Raw genomic sequence first — 24226 nt, forward strand, 5'->3', positions numbered from 1 at the left:
CAACGTCTATCTAAGGGGTGCTGCTTTTAGGAATGAATCCGTTTTTTCTTAAACACAAACAGGGCTACACCTAGCAGCATCACACTTAATCCCGCGAGTTGCATCGGAAGATGACTATCTTCCCCTGTCTTCGGCAGGTATTGACCGGGCGTTCGGTCGTCCTTGTGTCCTGTTATGTGGTCGCTATCATCTTCTTCCTTGATAGCTGGAGGCTGTTGATCTTTACCCCCATGGTCCGTCGTTCCTGCATCAGAACCACCATCTGACGTACCCTCTTGCCCTTCCGTCGATTCATCCGATGTATCCTTACCAGGTTTAGAAGGATCCTCTGGATCTACCGGATCAATAGGTTTGGTTGGATCTGGCGACTCAGGAGGATTTGTCACATGGTTATCCCCGTCTTTTCCCCCGCTAACATAGCGATCATTCGCAACAACAACTTCGGTTTCTTGCCCTTTCACCACTTGAAATGAGGTATAACGATCTTTGATCGTGTATCCATTCGGTGCTTTTGTCTCTTCGAAGTAGTATGTTCCAGGTCTGAGATCCGAAATTTTCACTTCTCCGTTACGATCCGTTATGAACAGCTTAAGTTCGTTGCCATCTTTATCTTTCACAGGCTTCTTATTTGCATCCAACAGTCTGAACATTGCATCTTGCAATGTTTGATCCAGCCGTCCTGATTCCACCTTCGTTAGCTTCACAGCACCTGGCGTCTTGTTGTTCTCGATACGAATTTTCACTTGGTCTTCGCTCTCGATTTCGAACGGTACAGGATCTGTTAGCGCATCATAATCAGCTAGAGGTGTAACCTCTACGAATTGGTAACGTCCTGCCTTTAGGTCATTCATTGTGATTTTGCCGCTTGAATCAGTCATCAGATTGGATTTCACAGGCTGACCATATGCATCCTGTAGTTCGAACGCCACGCCCTCAAGCGGTGCAGCATCAAACCCATCCACCTTCGTCAATTCAACAGAGCCATTATCGATCACATCGTTCGTCATCGTATATTCTTTGATCACTGTCTGATTCGGATCAATCGTGAAGTGGATTGGCGTTAGGTCCCGTTTATATCCCTTCGGTGCCTTAATCTCCGTGAGCTGGTAGTCGCCCACATCCAAATTAGCCAAGATGACTTGCCCTTTATGATCGGACGCCACGGCTTCCATACCAGTAACGACATGCATGCCGCCTGCTTCCTTCTTCTCCAATTTAAAGACGGCACCTTCTAGCGTTCGTGTGGGCTCTTCTTTTGCAACTTTCGTTAGAATAAATGCTTGCTTGATCTTTTTATTTTGAATCACCAACATTTGCGTCGGATCCTTCGCGTCAAACTTCACACTTATCCACTGCGTATCAGCGACATACCCTGTTGGGGCAACGATCTCTTTAATCATGTAATCGCCTGACTTGAAATCTTTGAATTGTACTTTCCCATCGCTATCCGTCAAGTCTGAAGTCGCCAGAAGCTTGTCCCCTGCCGCATTATAGAGTTCAAACTTAGCGCCTGCCAGCTTATGATTCGGGTCCGAGAAATCTTCTTTCACGATCGTGATATTCCCTTTCACCGCATGGATTGCTCCGCCACCGGCACCTGAATAATCAGCTACAATTTCCTGGTTCGCAGAATCTCCTATTTCTTGTGCGGTCTTCCCGGCAAACGATACGCTATTCCTTACTTTTTCGAGATGCACCGCATTCATATAGGTCTGATATTCCAGGACATACGCACTTTCGAGCGCTTTATGGAACGTAATCGTAAAGGTGGGATCGCCCGCTGCAGCGTTATCGTTAAATTCTAAGGTATAATCCTTTGGATCAACCTCTCCCACTTTACTGAAATGCTCATTGGCATCTGCTTTCAGCTTGTAAAGTCTAAACGTATCCTTTAGCGGGATTTGATTCGGCGACATCGTATCTTCTAAAACGGCATTTTCTGCAATATAGGACTGGCTTCGATTGATATGGATCGTCCAATACGCTTGATCGATATCATTAACCGAAGCCCCCTGTCTCCCTTTTTTATCGATAGATTCGCCACCATACACCGGAACGATCGTTTTGGATTGTTCAAAAAGCTTTGTGCCCGACCCACCCGTATTGTCATACAGCGTTGCATGGTTCGAGTATTCACCTTCTACAGGCAAGGATTTTAGGCTTGTTTTATACGTAATTCGGTACGATGAGTCGATTGGACCACGGAACGTTATTTTGAACCCCTCCGAGGTACCATCCTGCGATTTCGTAAATTCAACATCATACTGATCTACTTGCTTTTCAACAACGACCTGACCTTTGGCATCGATCGAGGTCTTATTAATTACGAGTGAATTCTCAACGAAAGTCTGTGCACCCTTTAGCTGATCCGTTACGACAGCATTCTGAATCACATGTTGGTTGTAGTTGATATCAATTGTCCAAGAAATTGATTTGTCTTCCGCGTTATAGGAGCCTGTTTTATTTCCGTTATTCTGCATGTTCAATATTGGCGTCACATAAGCCGTCTTACCAATGGATTGAGGTGTGCCCGACGTATCCTTCCAGGTCATATCCACTCGATTCTTATAGGTTTTGACGTTCTGCGTATCATATGCCGTTGAATCGAATTTTGTTGTGTACGTTATGGTATAGTGATTGGTCACAGGCTTCGTGAACGTAATCTGAAACCCTTGCGTGTAATCCGGATCAGGCGTCACGGTGTACGTCTGATCTGATTCAAGCCCCGTAATACTCAGGCTTCCTTCTACATAAGTCAGGCCTTGACCCGCAAACGTATCCTTAAGAACCACTTGATTCATCGTCTGCAAATCACGATTCACCTGCAGAGTCCACTCGATTTCTTTATCTTTATAGCTCGTGATCTTTCCCGTTTTCGATAGGATGACTTCTTGAATATCCTTTGAATCATGGCTTTCTTTACCATCATGCATAACGACAACATTAGATGCTTTTCCGTCCGTATATACACGATCCTTCAGTTTTGTCTGATAGCGAATGTAATAGCCTTCACGAATATCTTGGTTGAAGCTTAATTTGAACTGTGAAGCTGACTTATCCTCATGCAGCGTATAATTCACCACTTGTTCAATAGGCGTCGCGCTGCCATCCGAATTAATACGTACTTTATAGACCTCTATAGAGTCCTTTACAAGTTCCTGCGCAGGGGTATCATACGTATCGATCAGATATGCTTGCTCCTTCGGGATCAGCTGTTCATTGTAATTGTATTCGATCGCCCAATTCACCGTTTGCTTCGAAGGGTCATAGGCTCCTGCTTTTTTCGTCAGCGATTGGCTAAAGTTCACCGAAACCTTGCCCGTACGCTCCATCAGAGGCTTTTGGCCATGATCGTCGTACCCTTCAACCAGCATCGCATGATTGCTGTAAGTCGCTTGATCGGTCTTGCTGATCGCAGTCGAATAGCTTATGCGGTAAGCATGATCTATATTGTCATGAAAAGTAAGCGTGAGCCTTTGCTGCTTCTTACCATCAGCCGTCATTTCTTCCGTTAATTTATGCGAATATTGATGATATACGCTGTTCGTTACGCTAACCGTGCCATCCAAATGGACCTGCAGTGGTTCTACCTTAATGGAAGCTTCATCCAACACCAATCCCTCCGGGATGATATCTTCCATGCGCGGCTCCCGAATGATACGCTCATCCTTGTTCAAGTCGACGATCCAATCGATCTTGCTTGGATTGAATGCCTTATCCGTGATCCCAGACTTATCCATGGCTGAACCCTTATTTTTGAAATGCACGGATACATCCTTGACTTCGTCTTTAAACGGAAACAGGATTTTCTGCTCCGTTCCTTCCTCCAATTTCGATGAATCGAATTTTCGCCATACATAAAAATACCCATGTAATTCAAGGTTATTTTCAATGCTATCATTAAACAGCAAAGTCACTTTACCTTCTGGCGTTACTGTATATGTACCTACTCCGCCCGTCAGATCGCCTGATAGCGGCTGACTCAGTGTAAACTTGTCCGGCAGATCGAATGTAAAGCTGGAATTCGCTTTGTACCCGTGGTTAGCAGGGAGTGCCCAATCCAAATATATCTTCACGCGTTCCCCTGTATCCAATCTCACCTCTGAAACGTCTTGTTCATGTCCCTCTTCACCGACTGTCATCCTGACGCCGGTAATCATATTATGTGTAATCTCATACACAGCCTCCGTTACACTGCTTCCTCCGGTTCCAACTGACTCCTTCGACAGATCAGCAGCATAAGCCATCGGCATCATGACGTTCAATAATAATGCAATAACAAAAAATATAGATAGTGTTTTCTTCGTTTTCCTCGTATTCAACCTTTTCACCTCTTCTGCGACATCTAGATCGAGATTTCGCGGCTTCTAATCTAATAATTTTCCTTTGATGATTAATCGATGTGTCGGATTAACCATCGGTTCACAAGTCACAAGCGTTATTTCTTTTTCGATACCTTCCGGTTCTAGCACCCATACATCATCTGGCTTCACAGTCATTTTTTCGGTGACGACATATTGGTACTGCTTATTCTCCGTCTCAATTTCAATAATGTCGCCATACTCCACTTCTGCGAGTCGGTTGAAATTTCTCCCGTACGTTCGGTTACGGTGACCAGCAATCGCCATATTTCCCACCTCACCCGCCTTACCTGTCTTCTCAATCTGGGCCACAGAGGTTTTCATATTTTTGCTCGTCGCCCCATACAAGATCGGTAGATTTAAATCGATCTTATCAATTTTGAGAATACCTTCTACGTCAGATTTGCTAGATTTCAACGATGCAGCACGTTCAACATCATCTGATGGATTCAACCACGCAGCAGAATCGCCTGGATCGATGTTTAGCAGACTTGTCTGCCATTCCGCCGCCAATCGCTGCTGCTGCCGATCTTCGATCCATTCGGATAGGCCGGGATAACAGAAAATAAATAGGCCAATGACAATGAGGAGGGGAGCCATCACTTTGCTTTTCATTCAACATTCCTCCTTCACTTGATACGAATTTCTTATCCCTCGCTGGTAGATTACCGTACGCAACTTCTGCGCGTTAATCATCCTCAGGCCATGGCAAAATAATCAGTATCTACTTACTGACTTCATTTGAAATGCCTTATTACGGGCCAGTAAAAATCAAAAAGCCCTATTCATCCATAGGGCGCGAAAAACAATTCAATTAGGATGATACGATGTAAATCTACTTACCACTGCCATGCCATTGACAGATTCTACATACATCACTAAACGAAGTCAAGGCGGCTTTTGTAACCAATTGAGGTAAACACGTCAACCGCGATGGTTCATGCTATCTTGGTAATTTTTTCTTGTTAGCACCTTAAACTAAGACGGGACCCCCCAACTTGGCTCCGATGTCCTCGGCTTGGAGACCCGGTTCCAGAATCGAAAGCCAAGCGTGGCTATCAGCATGAAGCGGATAAGTTCGGCATCGCGTTTTAACAAAAAATTACAAAAATCTGTGCGATAACGTATAATGGATAATGAACTTGATTCATATCATTGATGATTAAATTGGAGGCATATTCATGCGGCAAACAACGCTTATATGGGTACAAAATTTAGGGGAAGACGCATCATTGACCCTATAAACTGCGCAATTCCCCTTGATGTACGAAGGGGCTATTTCTTTGAATTATCTAAAATCAATCGCATGGCTTAGTTTTCTTGCTTTCTTCAGTGTGCTTAACGAGACCGTATTTAACGTATCTCTACCTGACATCGCCGTACAATTTGGCATTTCACCCGCAGCGGCGAACTGGGTCAATACGAGCTTCATTCTTACGTTCGCCATCGGTACAGCTGTATATGGGAAGTTATCCGATGTATACGGCGTCAAGAAATTGCTCCTGATTGGATTGCTGCTATACGGGACAGGATCGATTGTTGGGGTTGTGTTCCATGTCTACTATCCTGGCGTGTTCGCCGCAAGATTCATTCAAGGTGCAGGAATCTCAGCGGTTCCAGCATTAATTATGATCATTGTGGCGCGTTGTATCGAGCCGAATCAACAAGGAAGAGCCTTTGGTCTCATTGGTTCTATGGTTGCCTTCGGCGAAGCCATCGGCCCAGTGATCGGTGGGATGATTACAAATTATTTGCATTGGTCCTACTTGTTCATTCTACCGATATTGACGCTATTAACGCTTCCGTTTTTTATTCAGACGCTGCCTGGCGAATCGATGAGAGAAGGAAAGACGGATGTCCTCGGGGCAATACTGTTATCTCTTGGGATTCTTACGTTTACTCTCTTTACAACGATGTTTCAATGGTCCTTCCTAGCGATCAGCATATTGTTGTTTATCGGGTTTACTTGGCGGATACGACGTGCAGAGCAGCCTTTTATTGAACCCTCTTTGTTCAGCAGGAAAACGTTTATCGTCGGTGTACTTACTGGCAGCATCCTGTTAGGCACAGCAGCTGGTTATGTAGCGATGGTTCCTTACATGATGAAAGATGTATATCAGATGCCCACCAGTTTAATTGGTGCTGGTATTCTATTTCCGGGGACTGTCAGCGTGATCCTATTCGGCTACCTCGGCGGGATCTGTGTCGATCGACGCGGGAATCTATTCACAATGGCGATTGGCATTGGGATGATCACTGTAAGCTTTCTGAGCGTTGCGCTGGTCGCAGATCGAACACCCTGGCTCATCACCTGTGCCATGATCCTGACATTCGGTGGACTTGCCTTGGTGAAGACCGTAATTTCCACCAGTGTCGCAGGGTCGCTGCATTCCGAGGAGTCTGGCTCCGGAATGGGGCTGCTGAACTTCGCCTGCTTCCTCGCCGAAGGCATGGGTGTGGCCATCGTCGGAGGACTACTCACGAAACCTTGGTTAGCTGTTTCCTTCCTCCCAACGGTTACAGATGCTGCAGCATTTCTGTACAGCAATATGATGCTGCTCTTCATCACAGCAATCATCATAGGAAGCATCGTATACTTTTCCGTATACGGTCGACTGCCAAGCGCATCAGAACAACCATCGACATCTGAATAAAAATGAACGATAGGCAAAAAAATGCCTTGATCCCTTACGTTATGGGATCAAGGCTATTTTCACTGCAACTTGAACTGTTCGTTACGATGTTACCGTTTCTTTATAGGGAATGCTCATTTCATGGCTGATCATGTGCTGGGCCAAATCAATAACTCTAGAGGCATACGCCCATTCGTTGTCATACCATGCCAACACTTTCACTTGTCTGCCGCTGGTCATGATCGACATGCCGTCAATAATCGAAGACTTCTCGTTCCCGACGAAATCAGAGGAGACGAGCGGTTCATCGCACAATGCAACATAAGGAGCATATTTCCCTGCCACTGCCTGCTTAAATACGCTGCGCACTTGCTCAGATGTCACCTCATACCGTGTCTCCACAGTCAAATCGATTAAGGAGACATTCGGTGTCGGAACACGAATGGAGATGCCTTGAATCACAGGAGCAAGATGCGGAATGACCTCGCCTAACGCTTTACCTACCCCTGTTGAAGTCGGAATAATGGATTGCGCGCACGCTCTGGCACGACGCAAATCTTGGTGTGGATTATCCAGATGCTTCTGATCATTCGTATAGGAATGAATCGTCGTCATCCAACCCGTCTGAACTTGAAAAGCATGGTCTAGAATTTGAAGCACAGGCGCTAAGCAATTCGTTGTACAAGATGCGGCGGATACAATCGAGTGTCGATCCAGATCATAGTTGTCCTCGTTGACTCCCATCACAACCGTGATGTCGACACCCTTACCCGGTGACGACAGGATCACTTTGGACGCCCCAGCCTCTAAATGCTTCGCAGCTTGTGACCGTTCTGTAAATTTCCCTGTCGCATCAATGACCGTATGGATGCCAAGCTGCTTCCAAGGTAGGAAAGCTGGATTCGCCTCACTTAATACTTCAATCCGTTGCCCTTCAATAATGAGCGCGTTCGGTTCCACCGTAATGTCTCGATCCCATTTCCCATGCACGGTGTCATATTTCAATAAATGAGCAATTGTCGATGCTGGATACAGACAGTTTATTGCACGCAATTGCCACGATTCCTGTGGATGTTCGAATGCTCTGCGGACTAGCAAACGTCCGATTCTTCCCATACCGTTAATCCCGATCAACATGAGTTAGACCATCTCCCTGTCATAAATTCCATTCGCACCTAACGGGATTAATGTATCATATTAACTAATATTACACAATATTTATTTGATTATTTATATTTATAGTACAACATATACTTCATATTTTAACAAAATCGTCAAAAAAGCTGTTATTAACATCTATTAACTACCATTTATTTCTAATTTAATATATATATGACTCATAATAGTTATAACATCGCGGAAGCCGTGAAGAAAGGCAGATCTATAAGCCGTCCTGATTATTCAGACCGCAACGTCGTTCTATGCTTGGACACCTCATGGACTTACGTCTCAAGGGTGGAGATCACTTTAGCTTTACGCTCTTCTTCAGCCATGAGGCCAATTCCACCCGATGGGTGTAAACAAGAATCGCAAAATTTCCAAGCCACACGAGCAGAATCACTGCCGAGAACATGTTAAGAAGCAAATAGATGAACACAAGCAACAACCCGCTTACCACCTGCAAGCCGTCCGCCTCCGTGGATGTTGGCTTGTTTTTGTTGATCCAGAAGCTCCCTGCCTTCATAACCGCCAATACCACCGCATATACCAGCGAGACCTCGAAGCCTATAAGCCCGCTCCAGACCCCAAAGGTTACCGCGATCGCCTTTCCTCCCTTGCCCCGTAAAAACGGTGAGAAGGCATGCCCCGCGATGGGAGCTAGCGCAAGCGGAATGATGAGATAACCCGGGGCGTACCCGCTTGAGATCCCCCATATCACAGGCACGTAACCTTTAGCAAAATCCAACAAGATACCAAAAATGCCGACTTTATAGCCTCGAGCCTTCCATAAGTTCATAGCACCGGGGTTGCCATCGCCCACAGCCTTTAAATTTTTGCGACCCGCTAGACCCAGCCAGTACGAGAACATGAGTGATCCCGATAGGAAAGCACAGGCGATCCACAATAATATCATCATCGATTTCGCCTGCCCCCCACTTGGACGAGCCTACCTTTCCATCTGACCTCCCCTAGGACAACGACCTGATACATCGAATACAACATGATGACGACGAAAAACAGGGAAGCAATCACATGCAGCACCGGAATCAGCAACCCGAACACACCAACATATCGAATGAAATAGAAGAACTGAGCCATATATAGGATATAACCTAGGAACAATGACAAGGCCCAAGACGTGTTCGCAAAAACAAATGCAGCATCTGATACAAGGAGGCCAACCACCCAGACCGCGATAGGGATAATCGTCCATGGACTTAATGTCGACGTGCTTAAAATAGCCCCCTTGCTAAAGCCTTCAACCTCGCTTCGGATCCCTTGCGGGTACATCCGGAAGGAGACCATCCCATATCCGATAAAATTGGTGACAGGAATACCTGCTTCCACGAATTTCGATCCGATGAGCAAATCATCCAATACTTCCGATTTGACGCTCTCATGGCCTTTGATCTTCTCATAATCCTCTCGTGAAGCAAGGATACAAGAGCCGTACAGACCTTTCTTGGGATTCCTCTTCTCAAAGACTGACGTAAACGTAAAAATACCCAGCATATTCATGACCAGCGCGAGCTTCTCGTACAGCTTCTCCGTATGATGAAAGGGGACCACTGAAATGACGCCCTTCGATCGTTCACGTACCTTCATCAAGGAGCCCAATGCGTGGTGCGCCATTCGGATATCCGCGTCCAAAAAAGCAAAGACATCGCCGGAAGCATGCAAATAACCATTCCATACCGCCCAGCTCTTCCCTGTCCATCCCTCCGGGAGCGGAGTGCCCGCAATCACCGTGACACCTGCATAGCGTTCAGCGATTTCCCTCGTCCGATCCGTCGAGAAATCATCCACCACGATGATTTCGTAAGGTAGGGTGGTCTGCGACATCAGCGAATCGAGAAGATAAGGCAAGTTACATTCTTCATTTCGAGCAGGAATGATAACGGAGAGCTTATGTAAGCCTCGATAGGGTACATCATCAGGAGGTACGATATTTTTTCTGAATAGTATGAATCCACAGAGACATCCGGCAACCATTAGCATTATAATCCACATGTCCGAATTCCCCCTTCTGGCTCTATGTATATGAGGAATTGCGAATAGACATTACATTTCTGATCCCCTATAATATCTAGTATCATTCAACAAAAATACGAACATTAAGGTGTATATCATGACTAAATATTCGCAAATCTTTCTAGGGACAGCTTTTTCTTCCAAATCACCAAAAGAAGTACACATCTTAAAAGATTATCTTTTCTGTATTAATTCGGATGGGATGATCGAACAAATCGTTGCCCCCGAAAACAACGATTATCAAACGTTATTGGACACTTATCAACACCAAGCAAACTTCCATCGACTTGCTGAAGGCCAATACTTCTTGCCTGGTTTCATCGACTTGCACGTTCATGCCCCGCAATGGGCTCAATCCGGTACGGCGCTCGATATTCCGCTTTATGATTGGCTTAACACCTATACCTTCCCGTTAGAATCGAAATTCGCAAATTTGGATTTTGCCGAGAACGTCTACCAAGACGTCGTTAGCACACTTCTTGCCAACGGAACGACGACAGCCCTCTACTTTGCAACAGTTCATAAAGAAGCAAGTATTCGACTTGCTGAGATCTGTGCCGAACAAGGACAACGCGGTCTGGTTGGGAAAGTGGTCATGGATCATCCTGAGAATAACCCTGATTATTATCGTGATAAGGATACGGCAGCCGCACTCGCGGATACCGAGGAATTCATCCTTGCGATTCAGGAATTAGCAAGAACAACCAAACAAGGTGTCTACCCTGTCGTAACACCGCGCTTCATTCCTAGCTGTACCGACGAAGGCTTGCAAGGACTTGGCGCATTAGCGGCAAAGTATGATACCTATGTGCAATCACACTGCAGCGAGAGCGACTGGGCGCATGGCTATGTGCAGGATCGCCACAATAAGAACGATGCATTTGCATTAAATGATTTTGGACTCCTGCGTGAGAAATCTGTCATGGCGCATTGTAACTTCCTGAATGATGAGGACGCAGATCTATTCGCGGAGAAGGGCACGGCGATCTGCCATTGTCCGGTCTCGAATAGCTATTTTGCGAATAGCGTGATCCCGATTGCGCATTTACAAGCCAAAGGCGTTGAGATTGGACTTGGATCCGATATCTCAGGCGGATTCTCACCAAGTCTCTTCGATAATACGAGACAAGCTGTGATCTCTTCGCGCATGCTCGAAGACGGCGTGAATCCAGCTCTTCCTGCAGCCGAACGTGGTGTTCCGAATTCACGTATTACCATTAACGAAGCTTTCTATCTGGCAACTGCCGGGGGCGGTGAGAGTCTTAGCTTACCGATCGGCCGCTTGGAAGCGAACTATGCATGGGATGTACAGATGATCGACACGACATTAGCGACAGCTAAATTGCCGATCTATCAAGCGGATGAGGATTTGAATGATGTGTTCCAGAAGATCATGTATCTGGCACGTCCGGAGAATATTCGTGAGGTGTGGGTACAGGGCGAGAAGGTTCATACGCGGTAAGTGGATGCTTCTAGCGTATAATTAGTGAAACTATATCATTTATAACGTTTTCTATGAGAAAGCCCTGAGTGTTCAGGGCTTTTTTCGTTCATTTATTAATATAGTGAATTAACCAGTAACAACTACCCAAACAAAGAGAAATCAGTCTTCATACCATAACGAGTAATCAAAATAAGGTTTTGGGAGGTGTTCACATGTCCGGTCTAGTTGGTGGAGCTTTTACAAGTACAGGTACAATCCTTGTATTGTTCATCTTGTTAGTAATTGTCGCTTGTGCTTGTGTTGGTGGTATCGGTATCGGTGGTGTTGGATGCGGTTGTTAGAGCCTAATGTCGATCATACTACGACTTAACACATTGTTACTCACAATATATCTCTAGATGTTCACTTCCCAAAAAATGGTTTATATTCGCAGTCGTCGCTTGAATTCAAATAAAAATGCACTCCTTAGAATTCATCGGATTCCCCTGTGGGTTTTTCCAATGCCTATTCTTAGGGGTGCACTTCACTTGAAATATTGGGTTGCTTTAATTTCGGATTGGACGAGACTCGGATTGCTGAAGTGTTCCAAGCGATAACTTGATGTGGACGGTTCTTAGGGATCGTCCGCATTTCAGAGTGTAGTATCGACTTCGTTGATAGAATACAGAAATCGTTGATAAGGAAAGTAGTTATACCTGTTGAGAGACTATAAAATATAGTACATAAGGCGGTGCTAGTGACATTTCAGGAATCGCTTTCATAACGAATCTAGTAGATGATTCTATACCATAAATGAGCGGAGGGTATTACTGTGTCTATATTTGCAGTGGAAGGTAATCAATTTGTTTTTGACGGCAAGCCGGTCAGGCTTATTTCAGGTGCAATCCATTATTTTCGCGTCGTTCCCGAATATTGGCGAGATCGTCTGATGAAACTGAAGGCTTGCGGCTTCAATACGGTAGAAACCTATATACCGTGGAACTTGCATGAGCCAAAGGAAGGACAGTTCAACTTTGAAGGCATCGCCGACATCGTCAAGTTTATCGAGACGGCCGGCGAATTGGGGCTGTATGTTATCGTTCGTCCAAGTCCGTATATTTGTGCAGAGTGGGAATTCGGCGGATTGCCGGCATGGCTGCTGGCCGATCCCGGCATGCGGTTGCGCTGTTTCCACCAACCATTCCTCGACAAAATTGACGCTTATTACGACGTCTTGTTGCCGAAGTTTGTTCCACTGCTCTGTACCAATGGCGGGCCGATCATCGCGATGCAAATCGAGAACGAATACGGCAGTTACGGCAACGACACGCAATATCTAGAATATCTAAAAGAAAGCAAGATCAAGCGCGGTATCGACGTATTGCTGTTCACCTCCGATGGACCGGGAGACTTTATGCTGCAAGGCGGCATGGTGCCGGGAGTCCTCGAGACTGTCAATTTTGGTTCGCGGCCAGAGGAATATTTCCCTAAACTGCGCGAATATCAGCCGGAAGGCCCGATCATGTGCATGGAATATTGGAACGGCTGGTTCGACCATTGGTTCGAGCAGCACCATACTCGCGATGCCGCTGATGTGGCGAAAGTATTCGACGAAATGCTGGCGTTGGACGCTTCGGTCAACTTCTATATGTTCCATGGCGGAACGAATTTCGGCTTCTGGAGCGGCGCGAATGACGACGGCACCACGTATATGCCGACAATCACAAGCTACGACTACGATGTACCGATCAGCGAATGCGGCGATTTGACGGACAAGTTCTATGCGGTACGCGAGGTTGTATCCAAATATGTCGACCTCGGACCGCTCGAGCTGCCTGAACCGATCAAGAAGAAAGCTTACGGCCAAGTGAACATGTCGCAGCAGGTTTCACTGTTCGAATCACTCGATAAGCTGTCGACGCCGGTGCAAAGAACTTGCCCAGACCCTATGGAGCTGCTCGGACAAAACTACGGCTTTATCCTGTATACAACGCGGATATCCGGACCGCGCCCAGAGACGAAGCTGAATCTGCAGGATGTGCACGATCGTGCACAGATCTTTGTCGACGGTGAATTCAAAGGTGTCATTGAACGCTGGAACAAAGACGCGGAGCCGATCACTTTCAGTATCCCGCCAGAAGGTGCGCAATTAAGCGTGCTAGTCGAAAATATGGGTCGAACCAACTACGGTCCATCCTTGCGAGATGTGAAAGGGATTACGGAAGGAATTCGCTTCGGGGCGCAGTTCCTGTACCATTGGACGATCCATACGCTACCTATGGAAGATTTGTCGAAGCTGGAATATACGCCTACAACCGCGAAATGCGAAGGCAAGCCGACATTCTACAAAGGGACGTTCCAAGTGGATGAGGCGGCAGATACGTTCCTTGAGCTGAAAGGCTGGAACAAAGGCGTCGCGTACATTAATGGCTTCAATCTTGGCCGATATTGGGAAACAGTAGGTCCGCAAAAAACGTTATATATCCCGGCTCCACTTATTCGCAAAGGAGTGAACGAGCTCGTGCTGTTCGAGCTGCATGGTGCTGAAGAGCCGGTCGTAACACTTCGCGATAGCGCTATTCTCGGGTAACATCATCCTTGTTTTCAATATACTTCAGCAGATAGAGAAATCCGCAAGAAAAAAGGAGAAGGCGATATCACGCCTTCTCCTTTCCCAATTGGGGGGCCTTTACTCAATAATTTTCTGTGCCAGTATTGCTAGGTCTTTAATGTCTACTTGGCCATCGTTATTCAAATCGGCTTGCTTATATTTTGCCCAATCTGGATCCGCTGAGGTCTTGCCATAAGCTGCTGCGACGATCGCAAGATCCCCGATCGAATATTTGCCGTCTCCGTTCAGATCGCCCGGCTTCCCTTGGATCATGCTATCGGTAAAGGCCTTCAGCGCAGCTGTCAATGCCGATACCGCTTGCTCGACCTGCTCCTTGCTCGCATCGCTAAGATTAGCTACGGCTTTGGCTTGATCGATCGCCGCTTGAAGTATCGCTTTGGAGCCTACTGGATACTGTCCAGCGCTCGAACCTTCCACAGCCGCATCATGGATATGCTGTGCTTCTGTAATTAATGCGAGGAGGGCTCCTTTGTCGACTCCTTCTTGAATGATAATCTTATACGTCAAACCGGTAAGCGACATTTCCTTACCTTCACCATCCGCCAACACAAGATTCGAAAGTCCAACCGAGGCTTCACCCATAGATTTGGCAGTAAACCGCAGTTTTAATAGATCACCCTGAACTTGTGCACCCGATGTATTCGCCAAGAGGAGCCGCAGCTTCCCATCAGACGCTTTCTTCTCGACTATTAACGTCTTCTCTTCTACAGTGCTGACGTCCATCAATTCCAACTGCTTCGCATCATAGTTGAACGTTAGATCTTGAGCATATACGCTCTGCGTTACATTGTTTAGACGATACGATAGATCAAAGGTTTGACCTTTAGCGATTATCGCAGGTCCTATTAGGGATGCCTCAGGTTCAAGCTTGATGCTAGGAACAAGAATGGCATCCGCCCAATCGCCATGGTCTTCGGAAATGCCGTCACCGTAATCCGAAACGACAAGCTTCAGTTCCTTGACGCCTTTCACAGGGACTTCAATCGCTTTCGCCACCGTCGTCGCCCGCATTAAGCCGCTGTCGTAAGCCTTCACGCCGTCCAGGAACACTTGGAAGACAATCGTGTTGCGATCCGATCCTGTTCCACCGATTTCCTGATCCACCCCGATGACGGCCTTAAAAGCTTCGTAGCTCCGACCGCTTAGATCATAGACGATTTCGGAGTTCGCATGCGTACCGAGCCCTTTATCGTAAGTTACCGCACCCGAAGGACCACGCAGTCGAATCGGATTGCCTTCTACGCTCTGATCCTTCTGCACTGTAAGCCACCCTGACGTAGCACGAACCCACTCCATGTCGCTTAAATATTGATCCGTCACATTGAAATGAATCTCATACGTCTTCGAGAGCAGACCATCCGAAGAGCTTGCCGTAACAATCGTCTTACCGGATAGATCTGCAGCCGGCGTTACCGTAATCCGTACATCTTTGCTCGTCGCAATGGCTTCAACTGTAGGTACCTTCTGTGTGCCTCGAAGCACGTTGTGCGTGTAGCTCGTTTTCTCCGGATCGAATCCAGTGAGCGCCCGCCCATCTACTTGTATTGAGCTGATCAAATTGACGGTCGAGATCGCTTTGCTCAGTTCCATCAAATTCGAAGTGCCATCCGGGATCGGACGAAGTGTGTAGCTGTAGCTATATTCTTTGTTCGGAAGCAGCATGTACGCTGGATGCGGTTTAGCACCCCAGCTGTTGTCGCCGCCGACGCCCATTTGCTTATAATTCACGCGCAAAGTGATGTCATCACGATGCGTAACTTGATACGGATGCAGCGGTCCATCCAGATCGTCTGGCGTGTAATGCAGCGCATTCGCCTCGATCGTCGGGGAGCCGATGGCCATAATTCCCGCGCCTTCTGGATTGGTTAACGCTACGAATCGCACGTCGGTCTTGTTTCCTGTCTCCGACGGCTCGATATAAGGGAAGAATTGCTCCTCTACTGTACCGTTGTACAACCCGACATCCGATCCCGTGTTGCGGTCCTGATAATTCTCGTGAGGTCCGCGGCCATACCATGTCATTTGCTCAAATTCCTGCGGAATGGTCATGAGGCTTCCCACTTCAGGGATTTCCGGAAGTGTGCTTGCACCCGGCTTCAAGCTGTTCGTAACTTTAATGTCGCCATTACCGAAGATCGTGTAAGACGTCTTATACGAGGAGACGGTCGTCGTTGGCAGCGTCCCTTCCACATCGATCCGCACGATTTTCTCGCCGATCTTCGTCACATTCACCTTGCTGACGCTTCGATTCTTGCCTGCGTTCTTCCATGTCGCCATCCGGGATGGACCGCCGTTACCTTTGTCATTATCAATCGGGGCGCGCCAGTAATTCGGAATTGGCCCGTTCTGAATCAATGTTTTGCCCTTATAATTTAAGGCCTGAATCGTCCCAGTCGATTTATCGAAGGTCAAATTCATGTCGGTATTCTGGATCTTCACTTGCGTACCCTGCTCTTCCGTCGTCAGATTCGGCATCTTCGACAGATCAAGTGCGGTCTGCCCTGGCGTATTCACCGGTAATTTGAACTGCTGCTTCGCCACCACATGGCCCTTGGAAGCCCATAACGTATTGCTCTTTAGCGTGAAGCTGATATTGAGCCAATACTCGACACCTGGTTGCTCTTTCGGCCACACATAAGGAACTGTAACTTGCTTGGACGTTAGCGCCGGGATATCCAATCCCGATAGGTCTCCGTGCTGAACGACTTGATGATCTGCTCTTAACTCCCAGGTCACATCGTATTGATTAACATTGCTAAATAAAAATTCATTCTTAATCTCGACGAGCCCTTTCTTAAGATCTACGTCCTTCACGTTAATGTTCTGGTAGACCTGCTTGACTTCCCATAGCTCAGGCTGTACGGTGCGATCAGCGGAAATCAAGCCATTGGCCATAAAGTTGCCGTCATTCGGATTGTCGCCGAAGTCGCCGCCGTAAGCGAGATATTCATGCGACTCCAGCGGGATGGACTTGGCATCCGATACATTGAAATCCATCCATAACACCGTATTCGAATCTGGTGTGCGGTCAGAATTATTTAACTCTGTCAAAGATAATCCTCGATTGTATACACGAATTTTGTCAAAGCTCATGTTGGAAGTTCGACCTCTCTCCGCATCTTTGCCGATCGTAAGCGGATATGAACTTGCGGCAATACTTCCTGTATAGACTTTAGTTGAGACGATTTGTCCATCAAGATAGAGACTCAAGTTCGAGCCGTCATAAGTACCTGCCACATGATGCCATTGATTCAGCCAATTCGCAGGCAAGTTCGCCGTCGCCGCGGTCCAGACGCCACCTTTGTAGACGAAAAACTCCAATTTGTCCGTACCATTCATTTTCAATGCGAATTGTGAATCGCCCTTGGCGATGATCGGACTATTCGCAATGTTCGCAACCGGCTTCACCCAAGCCTCGACGGTCAACGGTCCGCTCAGGTTATATTTGGCATCATTAGGCATCGTCACGGAAGCAGAAGCCCGATCTTTCGCCTGTAGGACGCCAGTTACACCATCAGCCTGTTCCACGACACTTCCAGTGTAATCCGCTTGATAAGACTGATTCGCATCCGTCAGATAGAGCTTTTCTGACGGTGTCTTCATGCGTACGGCTTGATCGACCCAATCCCAAATAAACCCGCCTTGCAAGTTCGGATACTTCTTGATCATATCCCAGTATTCTTGAAGATTGCCTGTACTGTTCCCCATCGAATGCGCATATTCGCACATGATGTAAGGCCTTGGATCACTGCTCTTCGCATACGTTTCAAGTGTCGAAACTGCTGGGTACATATGGCTAACCATGTCTGTTACCTTCGCGTCATTATATCCTTCATAGTGAATTGGACGCGTCGGATCCAGACTGCGGATATAATCCGATTCCGTCTTGAAGTTAGCTCCTTGGCCGGCTTCATTGCCAAGCGACCAGATGAGGACGGACGGGTGGTTCTTATCGCGTTCGACCATGCTGTGGGCCCGATCCTTAATATTCTCGGTCCACTCCGCTTTGTTCGTCGGAACAGATCCGTTGACGCCGTGCGTCTCCAGGTTCACCTCGTCCAAAATATAAATCCCATATTGATTCGCAAGATCATACCAGAATGGATGATTCGGATAATGCGAAGTGCGAACCGCATTCACGTTAAACTGTTTCATTAACTTAATGTCTTGAATCATCAGATCCAGATCAATCGCATGACCCGTATCCGGACTGCTCTCATGCCGATTAGCACCTTTGAGCATGATCGGCTTCCCGTTAAGGAGCATTTGCTGCTTGCCGCTGCCGTCGGCCATCACTCTCACTTCGAATTCCCGAAAGCCGACGCGTGAACCAGCTGTCTCAATGACCTTCCCCGTGTCATCTTTCAAGCTAAACACCAGAGTGTATAAGTTCGGTGTCTCGGCTGACCACTTGAGTGGATTCGCGACGAGTTGTGAGCCGCTAGCCTGAACTTCAGCTTGACCGTTCAGATCTGCCTTCATCACGACGGGCTCCGTCAGCACGGGTTGATTGCTCGCGTCATAGAGCATCGCTTCAACGGTATGCTTTTCCTCTGACGCGCTCGCACCATCTTTTTTTACGTTGACCTTTAATTGCAGATCTGCATCTTTATAGTCCGTGTCCAAGTCCGTCACGATTGTGAAATCCCGGATATGAACCGACGGCGTACTGTACAAGAACACATCGCGTTGAATGCCACTAACGCGCAAGAAGTCCTGGTCTTCAAGCCAACTACCATCTGACCAACGGTAGACTTCTACGGCGAGGGAATTCTCGCCTTCTCTTAAATACGGCGTAATATTGAAATCCTTAGCCGTATAGCTGTCTTCAGCGTATCCGACCTGCTGGCCGTTCACCCACACATAGAATGCGCTTTCAACACCTTGGAACGAAATAAATGTCTGCCGATCCATCCAATCTGCCGGAATCGTGAAGGTCCGCTTGTAAGAACCGACTGGGTTGTACTGCGTCGGCGCAAAAGGCGGCTGAACATTCGTCGTATTACCATTGCCCCAGAACGGGTATGTGACATTGGTGTAAATCGGAAAATCATAGCCTTGCATCTGCCACTCCCCTGGCACTTTAATGTTCTTCCAACCACTGGAGTCATATGTATCCTGGTAGAAATCCACTGGGCGTGAGGCTGGGTTATTCGCCAGATTGAATTTCCATTCGCCGTTCAACGAACGATAATAAGGCGACGGATGTTCGGTCATCGCTGAGATCATATCTGCACCTTTCAATGCGGAATCGACATCCCCAAAGGGAATAAAAGATGCATGTGCTGGCTCACGGTTCACCTGAAAAACGGTCGGATTGTTATTCCATTCGGGGTAGCCATTCGCAGGTGCAGCCCCCGCAGTTAATCCCCAGAATGTATTCGCCACCATGAGCAGCATGAGTAGTAACGACAATCTTTTTTTCATCAACGTTACAAAGCCTCCTTCTCAGATAATTAATGCCGTCCTCCTCTAAATTCTAGCTGCGTGCCTTACAATACCATTATTACGTTGCCCCCGTCGCAATTAAATCCAAAATCCTCATATCTTCTAGGAAAATTCTCATCAATTCGTAGTAAAAGAAAAAAGGCAACTCCGTCGAAAGGAAGTTGCCTTAACGTGCATGTCTTCGTTTGGTTCGTCACTACTGATTTGCAACCATTAAAACTGAAGAGACACCTTTTGATCTTTGCTTATCTCCAAGGACAGATAACCTTCGATCGGTTCAAGGGTCCAGTCTTGCTTCCCATCTTCTTGGACAATTGCCGATTTATCGGATTTCATTCTAAACGTATTGTCGACACAGCAAGAGACCTCCAGCTGACAGACTTGCATGCGATCCCAGACAAGGGATATTTCGAACCCTCCGCGAACGCGAACGCCTGATAACGATCCACTCTGCCAAGCGGAAGGAATTGCAGGCAATAATTCGACATACCCTCTGTGGGATTGAACTAGCATCTCTGCAATGCCCGCCGTATAGCCGAAATTTCCGTCAATTTGAAAAGGAGGATGGGAGCCGAGAAGATTCGGAGATATACCGCTGCCTCTTCCCCCATAGGCTGTAACGACGTTAAAAATGCGCTCTAGTAACAGAAAAGCGCGTTCCCCATCCTTCAAACGAGCCCATAAACAAACCTTCCACCCAAGACTCCAACCTGATCCAGCATCGCCGCGCCTGTTCAACGTTTGCCGGACGGCATCCAGCAAGACACCGTCAGTCAGTTGATTCCCCGGAAAAACTCCGTAAAGGTGGGAAACATGACGATGGTCTTGATATTCATCCTCATAGTCTATGAGCCATTCTTGCAGTTGGCCGTATTTGCCGATTTGCATCGGATGCAGACGTGCCTTGGCCGCAGCCATTTGCTTCACCCATTCATCCTCAACACCAAGAATAGCGACCATTTTAAAGCCATTTTCGAATAAATCGTTGATCATCTGAAGATCCATCGTCGCTCCCTGTGTGACAGCTCCCAACTGACCTTCATTCGAATAAAAATGATGCTCCGGTGAGGTCGACGGCGATGTAATCAAATATCCGCTTTCATCCTCCACCAGCCAATCCAGACAAAATTGAACCGCGCCTTTCATTAACGGGTACACTTCTTCGGCAAGAAATTGTTTATCCTGCGTGTACTCGTAGTGCTCCCATAAGTGGCGGCACAGCCAAACCCCGGACATCGGCCAGAACGCCCACGCCGGATCTCCGTGCCGCTCTGCGCCTACAGGCTGTGCATGTCTCCATAAATCCGAGTTGTGATGCGCCGTCCAGCCCTTTAGTCCAAACCGCTCCTCAACCATTTTTCTGCCGTTTACAGACAGCTCCTGAATCGCCTTAAGCAGCGTACGGTGGCATTCGGATAAATTCGTCACTTCCGCAGGCCAATAATTCATTTCCGTATTAATATTCAACGTGTAATTGCATCCCCATGGCGGCCGCACCATATCGTTCCATATCCCTTGCAGGTTGGCCGGCTGCGTCCCTTCCCGGGAAGAGGCAATCAGTAAGTAACGTCCGAAATGAAATAACAAAGCAACCATTGCCGGGTCGTTAGCGCCATATTTTTGGATCCGCTTATCGGTATCAAGCATTTCGTCCCTCTGGTCAGTTTCACTTAGAGTGAAATCGACTCGATCAAACAGCTCGCGGTAATCGCGTATATGCTCTTGTTTCAATTGATCGTACGGAACTTCCATCGCTTTCGAAAGAATCGACTCATTCAGACGGGTCAGCACGTCAAAATCGGTGCCGGGCAATTGATCGTAGCCGTTGAAGGATGTCGCGGCAGCAAAGTAAAGAACGACGTTTGTCGCGTGTTGAACGGATAGCTTGCCGTTTCGGTATGCAGCTTGGCCATCTTCGATCGAAGCACCCAATCTCCCCTCGAAATGAATCGCTTTCGTGTTGCCGAAATCTCCGTACACAATCGGCTGCAAATCCTCTTCATAATAACCCGGTGCGCAGTATTCGGGACAAATCCCTTGCACGAACAATGCATTGTCATCTTGCAACGTAAATGCTCTGTGCGGACTGTCCAAGGTCACATCAAAGTTAAGCTGCTTGGGAATGGAGCTTGTCAGTCGGATTGCCAACACTTGATGGGGATTGGATATGAAAGCTTCACGCGTATATTCGACCGGACCAATCGTGTACGTTACCGAAGAGAGCGCGCATTCAAGATCTAGCGACCGTTTATACCGCCGGCCTTCCTCGCCGTGCATAAAGCGTATGGTCAAGTTCCCAAGAGGCATATACACTTGCGCAAAAGGGCCGAACATGTTTTTCGTCTCCTCGTCCGCCTCACTGTATTGGTGTTCTCGAAGGAGCTGCCTCACTTTCTGCAACGATTCCCGGTCATCATGAGGCTTATACCGACTTGGGGGACCAGACCACAACGTATCTTCGTTCAGCTGAAAACGATCCTCTCCTACGCCTCCAAAATGCATGGCACCTATTCTTCCGTTGCCAAGCGGCAATGCCTCCGACCAATGCATCGCAGATTTGCTGTATGATAAACGTTTCATATCGTTCTCACAACTCCTCATCCAGAATACAACAAGGAGCGTGAGAAACTCACGCTCCTTCGTTCAACTCAAGTGATATCCATTATTTCTTAAAAGTCTCGTCATAGGCTTTATTAATTAGTTCCAGAGCTCGGTCAGAGCCAAGTTTTTTAACCTGTGGAATAACTTCCGAATCCCAGGTATCAATGCTTTTCTTACCGATAATCACATTTACCGAAGCTTCCTCTACGTAGGTATCAATAGCCGTTTTGAGGTCGGTATATTCTTTTTTCTCATTCGTATCGCTGAATTTTGCATCAAAGACCGGCTTGCCAAAACCTTTGTTTTCTTCCAAAAATTGTACAGATTTTTTCATAGCAGCACCATTTAACTCAAACGTATTAATAGCAGCTTGATTTACAACGGTGAAAAGGTCTTGGTTGTTTAGCCCCGCATTCTTGATCGTACCATTCGGTGTAGCAGGCGTTTGAAAATCCTTTAAAAATTTAACACTACCATCAGTATTCTTTTGATAAGATTCGCCTTCGATACCAAATTGCATGGCATCGATACCCTGCGGACTGTACATCCAATTCAGGAAATTAACCAATTCATCTTTGTATTTCGTTTGGTTTGAAATTACTTTGTAACTCCCTAAATAGCCGCTTAAAACACCGGTACCAACTCTTTTATCGTTATACGCAGGTTGAAGCATCGCCGTAAATTCAAAGCCCTGTGGAATTTTGCTTCCCATTTGTTGAATAATCTCGTCGCCAACTTGTGGGTAGTCAAAGGTTACAAAACCTTTGTTGGTAGCTAAAAGTTCATTCCATTCTTCATCGGTAATCGTAGCAAAGTTTGGATTTAATAAGCCTTCAGAATATAATTTATTCAAGTAAACCAACGTATCCTTGTAGGCTTGGCTTTCTGGACCAAATAAATATTTTTGTTGATCTGGTTCAAGATAGAAAGAGGTGCTCGTTCCTCTAAAGTAAGCTTGGTTGCCAATGAGGTGAGGCGTCCCCCATCTTACAAAATAGGGGTAAGAATCCGGGTACAGTTTCTTCAGTTGAACTAAGGTATTGTATAAATCGTCAAACGTTTCGAACTTCGTGGATAGATTGTTTTTTGCAAAAATATCAGTTCTGCCAAGCATAACTTCGTCGGCACGATATGGCACATCATAAATTCTTGGGAAGCCATAATATTTTCCGTTAGGCGAACGAGTCAGATCCATGGCAGGTGGATATTTTTCTAACATCGCTTTGTAATTATCAAGCTTCCCTGCTTCCATATAAGGCGTTAAATCTAAGAATGCTCCTTGTGGACCATAACGGTCCGCATTATCTCTAGATAACGTAATCAAATCCGGTAGTGATCCAGATGCTAACACAGTATTCAGTTTTTGCGTAACGTCAGCACGGGCTACGCTAATGGGTTTGATTTTAATATTTGTGTACTTTTGAATTGTCTTAAAAATTTCTTCGTCGCCAGTGTATGGGGTATTAGACATAAAAAACCAAGAAACTTCAATTGGTTCTTCGCTACCTTTTTGTGTAGGTTCTTTGGCAGATTCGCTTGGTTTGCTGCTGCACCCTGCAGCAAACAACATCATGACAGCTAAAAATAAGACTAAAATTCTTTTCATGATAAATCTCCTTGTTAGTAAATTTTTTGAATTATCCTTTAATTGAGCCAACCATAAGACCCTTAACAAAGTACTTTTGTATAAAAGGATAAATACACATAATAGGAAGGGTAGTAATGACAATGGATGCCATTTTTAAAGATTCCGTTGCCGAGTGATTTAATTGAGCATAAGCGTCTTTTTCGCTTGGATTGAAGGTTGCAGCGACCAAAATACTTCTTAAAATCATCTGCAAAGGATACTTTTCAGTGTCATTTAAGTAAAGCAACGCATTGAAATATCCATTCCAAATGCCAACAGCTGTAAATAAGCCGATGGTTGCCAGGATTG

At 46.5% G+C, this 24226-nt stretch carries 11 protein-coding genes and 2 pseudogenes; 4 read left to right on the top strand and 9 right to left on the bottom strand.

The features are described 5' to 3' along the window. Positions 1 to 26 precede the first annotated feature (26 nt). The gene (locus ACFQZR_RS22135) at positions 27 to 4322 is read right to left on the bottom strand and encodes a collagen binding domain-containing protein (protein ID WP_379349961.1); all 4296 of its coding nucleotides are present in this window, start codon (positions 4320 to 4322) and stop codon (positions 27 to 29) included. A gap of 45 nt (positions 4323 to 4367) precedes the next feature. Then, positions 4368 to 4976, bottom strand: coding sequence for a class D sortase (locus tag ACFQZR_RS22140; RefSeq protein ID WP_379349963.1), 609 nt, complete (start codon positions 4974 to 4976; stop codon positions 4368 to 4370). 647 nt (positions 4977 to 5623) lie between these two features. On the opposite strand from ACFQZR_RS22140, the gene ACFQZR_RS22145 reads away from it, so the two are divergent. Then, a complete protein-coding gene (locus ACFQZR_RS22145; protein ID WP_379350949.1) occupies positions 5624 to 7015 on the top strand; it encodes an MFS transporter in 1392 nt (463 codons plus the stop codon). Between the two features lie 81 nt (positions 7016 to 7096). On the opposite strand, the gene gap is transcribed toward ACFQZR_RS22145, so the two are convergent. From gap to ACFQZR_RS22160, 3 genes are all read right to left on the bottom strand, one after another. Next, positions 7097 to 8131: a type I glyceraldehyde-3-phosphate dehydrogenase gene (gene gap, locus ACFQZR_RS22150; RefSeq protein ID WP_379349965.1), complete on the bottom strand. Its 1035-nt coding sequence runs from the start codon at positions 8129 to 8131 to the stop codon at positions 7097 to 7099. 325 nt (positions 8132 to 8456) lie between these two features. Then, the gene (locus tag ACFQZR_RS22155; protein WP_379349967.1) at positions 8457 to 9071 is read right to left on the bottom strand and encodes a glycerol-3-phosphate acyltransferase; all 615 of its coding nucleotides are present in this window, start codon (positions 9069 to 9071) and stop codon (positions 8457 to 8459) included. Next, positions 9068 to 10165, bottom strand: a complete 1098-nt coding sequence (locus tag ACFQZR_RS22160; protein ID WP_379349969.1) for a glycosyltransferase — start codon at positions 10163 to 10165, stop codon at positions 9068 to 9070. Before ACFQZR_RS22160 ends, ACFQZR_RS22155 begins: the two co-directional genes overlap by 4 nt. A gap of 118 nt (positions 10166 to 10283) precedes the next feature. On the opposite strand from ACFQZR_RS22160, the gene guaD reads away from it, so the two are divergent. The 3 genes and pseudogenes from guaD to ACFQZR_RS22175 all read left to right on the top strand — a co-directional run bounded on the left by guaD (position 10284) and on the right by ACFQZR_RS22175 (position 14199). Continuing rightward, a complete protein-coding gene (guaD, locus tag ACFQZR_RS22165) occupies positions 10284 to 11648 on the top strand; it encodes a guanine deaminase (protein ID WP_379349971.1) in 1365 nt (454 codons plus the stop codon). A 194-nt stretch (positions 11649 to 11842) separates the two neighbouring features. Then, positions 11843 to 11932, top strand: a pseudogene (locus ACFQZR_RS22170) (YjcZ family sporulation protein); the annotation flags it as partial. A 509-nt stretch (positions 11933 to 12441) separates the two neighbouring features. Continuing rightward, on the top strand, positions 12442 to 14199 hold the full coding sequence (locus tag ACFQZR_RS22175; protein WP_379349973.1) for a glycoside hydrolase family 35 protein: 1758 nt from the start codon (positions 12442 to 12444) through the stop codon (positions 14197 to 14199). Between the two features lie 99 nt (positions 14200 to 14298). Here ACFQZR_RS22175 and ACFQZR_RS22180 read toward each other — a convergent pair whose 3' ends face one another. The 4 genes and pseudogenes from ACFQZR_RS22180 to ACFQZR_RS22195 all read right to left on the bottom strand — a co-directional run. Next, positions 14299 to 19668 carry a glycoside hydrolase family 2 TIM barrel-domain containing protein gene (locus ACFQZR_RS22180; protein ID WP_379350951.1) on the bottom strand — a complete coding sequence of 1790 codons (5370 nt, stop codon included), beginning with the start codon at positions 19666 to 19668 and terminating at the stop codon, positions 14299 to 14301. 234 nt (positions 19669 to 19902) lie between these two features. After that, positions 19903 to 22269, bottom strand: coding sequence for a glycoside hydrolase family 95 protein (locus ACFQZR_RS22185; RefSeq protein WP_379349975.1), 2367 nt, complete (start codon positions 22267 to 22269; stop codon positions 19903 to 19905). A gap of 82 nt (positions 22270 to 22351) precedes the next feature. Then, entirely contained in the window at positions 22352 to 23896 is a 1545-nt protein-coding gene (locus ACFQZR_RS22190) for an extracellular solute-binding protein (protein ID WP_379349977.1), read from the bottom strand. Positions 23897 to 23927: 31 nt separating this feature from the next. Next, positions 23928 to 24226 (bottom strand): annotated as a pseudogene (locus tag ACFQZR_RS22195) (carbohydrate ABC transporter permease); the annotation flags it as partial.

Origin of the sequence: Paenibacillus sp. GCM10027629 (assembly GCF_042676425.1) — a bacterium.
GTDB classification, from domain to species: domain Bacteria; phylum Bacillota; class Bacilli; order Paenibacillales; family Paenibacillaceae; genus Paenibacillus_K; species Paenibacillus_K terrigena.

What these genes read in the sequence shown, in the direction of transcription:
- ACFQZR_RS22140 (WP_379349963.1), bottom strand. Translation starts at nt 4,976, where the DNA reads ATGAAAAGCAAAGTGATGGCTCCCCTCCTCATTGTCATTGGCCTATTT.
- ACFQZR_RS22145 (WP_379350949.1), top strand. Translation starts at nt 5,624, where the DNA reads ATGTACGAAGGGGCTATTTCTTTGAATTATCTAAAATCAATCGCATGG.
- gap (WP_379349965.1), bottom strand. Translation starts at nt 8,131, where the DNA reads ATGTTGATCGGGATTAACGGTATGGGAAGAATCGGACGTTTGCTAGTC.
- ACFQZR_RS22155 (WP_379349967.1), bottom strand. Translation starts at nt 9,071, where the DNA reads ATGATGATATTATTGTGGATCGCCTGTGCTTTCCTATCGGGATCACTC.
- ACFQZR_RS22160 (WP_379349969.1), bottom strand. Translation starts at nt 10,165, where the DNA reads ATGTGGATTATAATGCTAATGGTTGCCGGATGTCTCTGTGGATTCATA.
- guaD (WP_379349971.1), top strand. Translation starts at nt 10,284, where the DNA reads ATGACTAAATATTCGCAAATCTTTCTAGGGACAGCTTTTTCTTCCAAA.
- ACFQZR_RS22180 (WP_379350951.1), bottom strand. Translation starts at nt 19,668, where the DNA reads ATGAAAAAAAGATTGTCGTTACTACTCATGCTGCTCATGGTGGCGAAT.
- ACFQZR_RS22185 (WP_379349975.1), bottom strand. Translation starts at nt 22,269, where the DNA reads ATGAAACGTTTATCATACAGCAAATCTGCGATGCATTGGTCGGAGGCA.
- ACFQZR_RS22190 (WP_379349977.1), bottom strand. Translation starts at nt 23,896, where the DNA reads ATGAAAAGAATTTTAGTCTTATTTTTAGCTGTCATGATGTTGTTTGCT.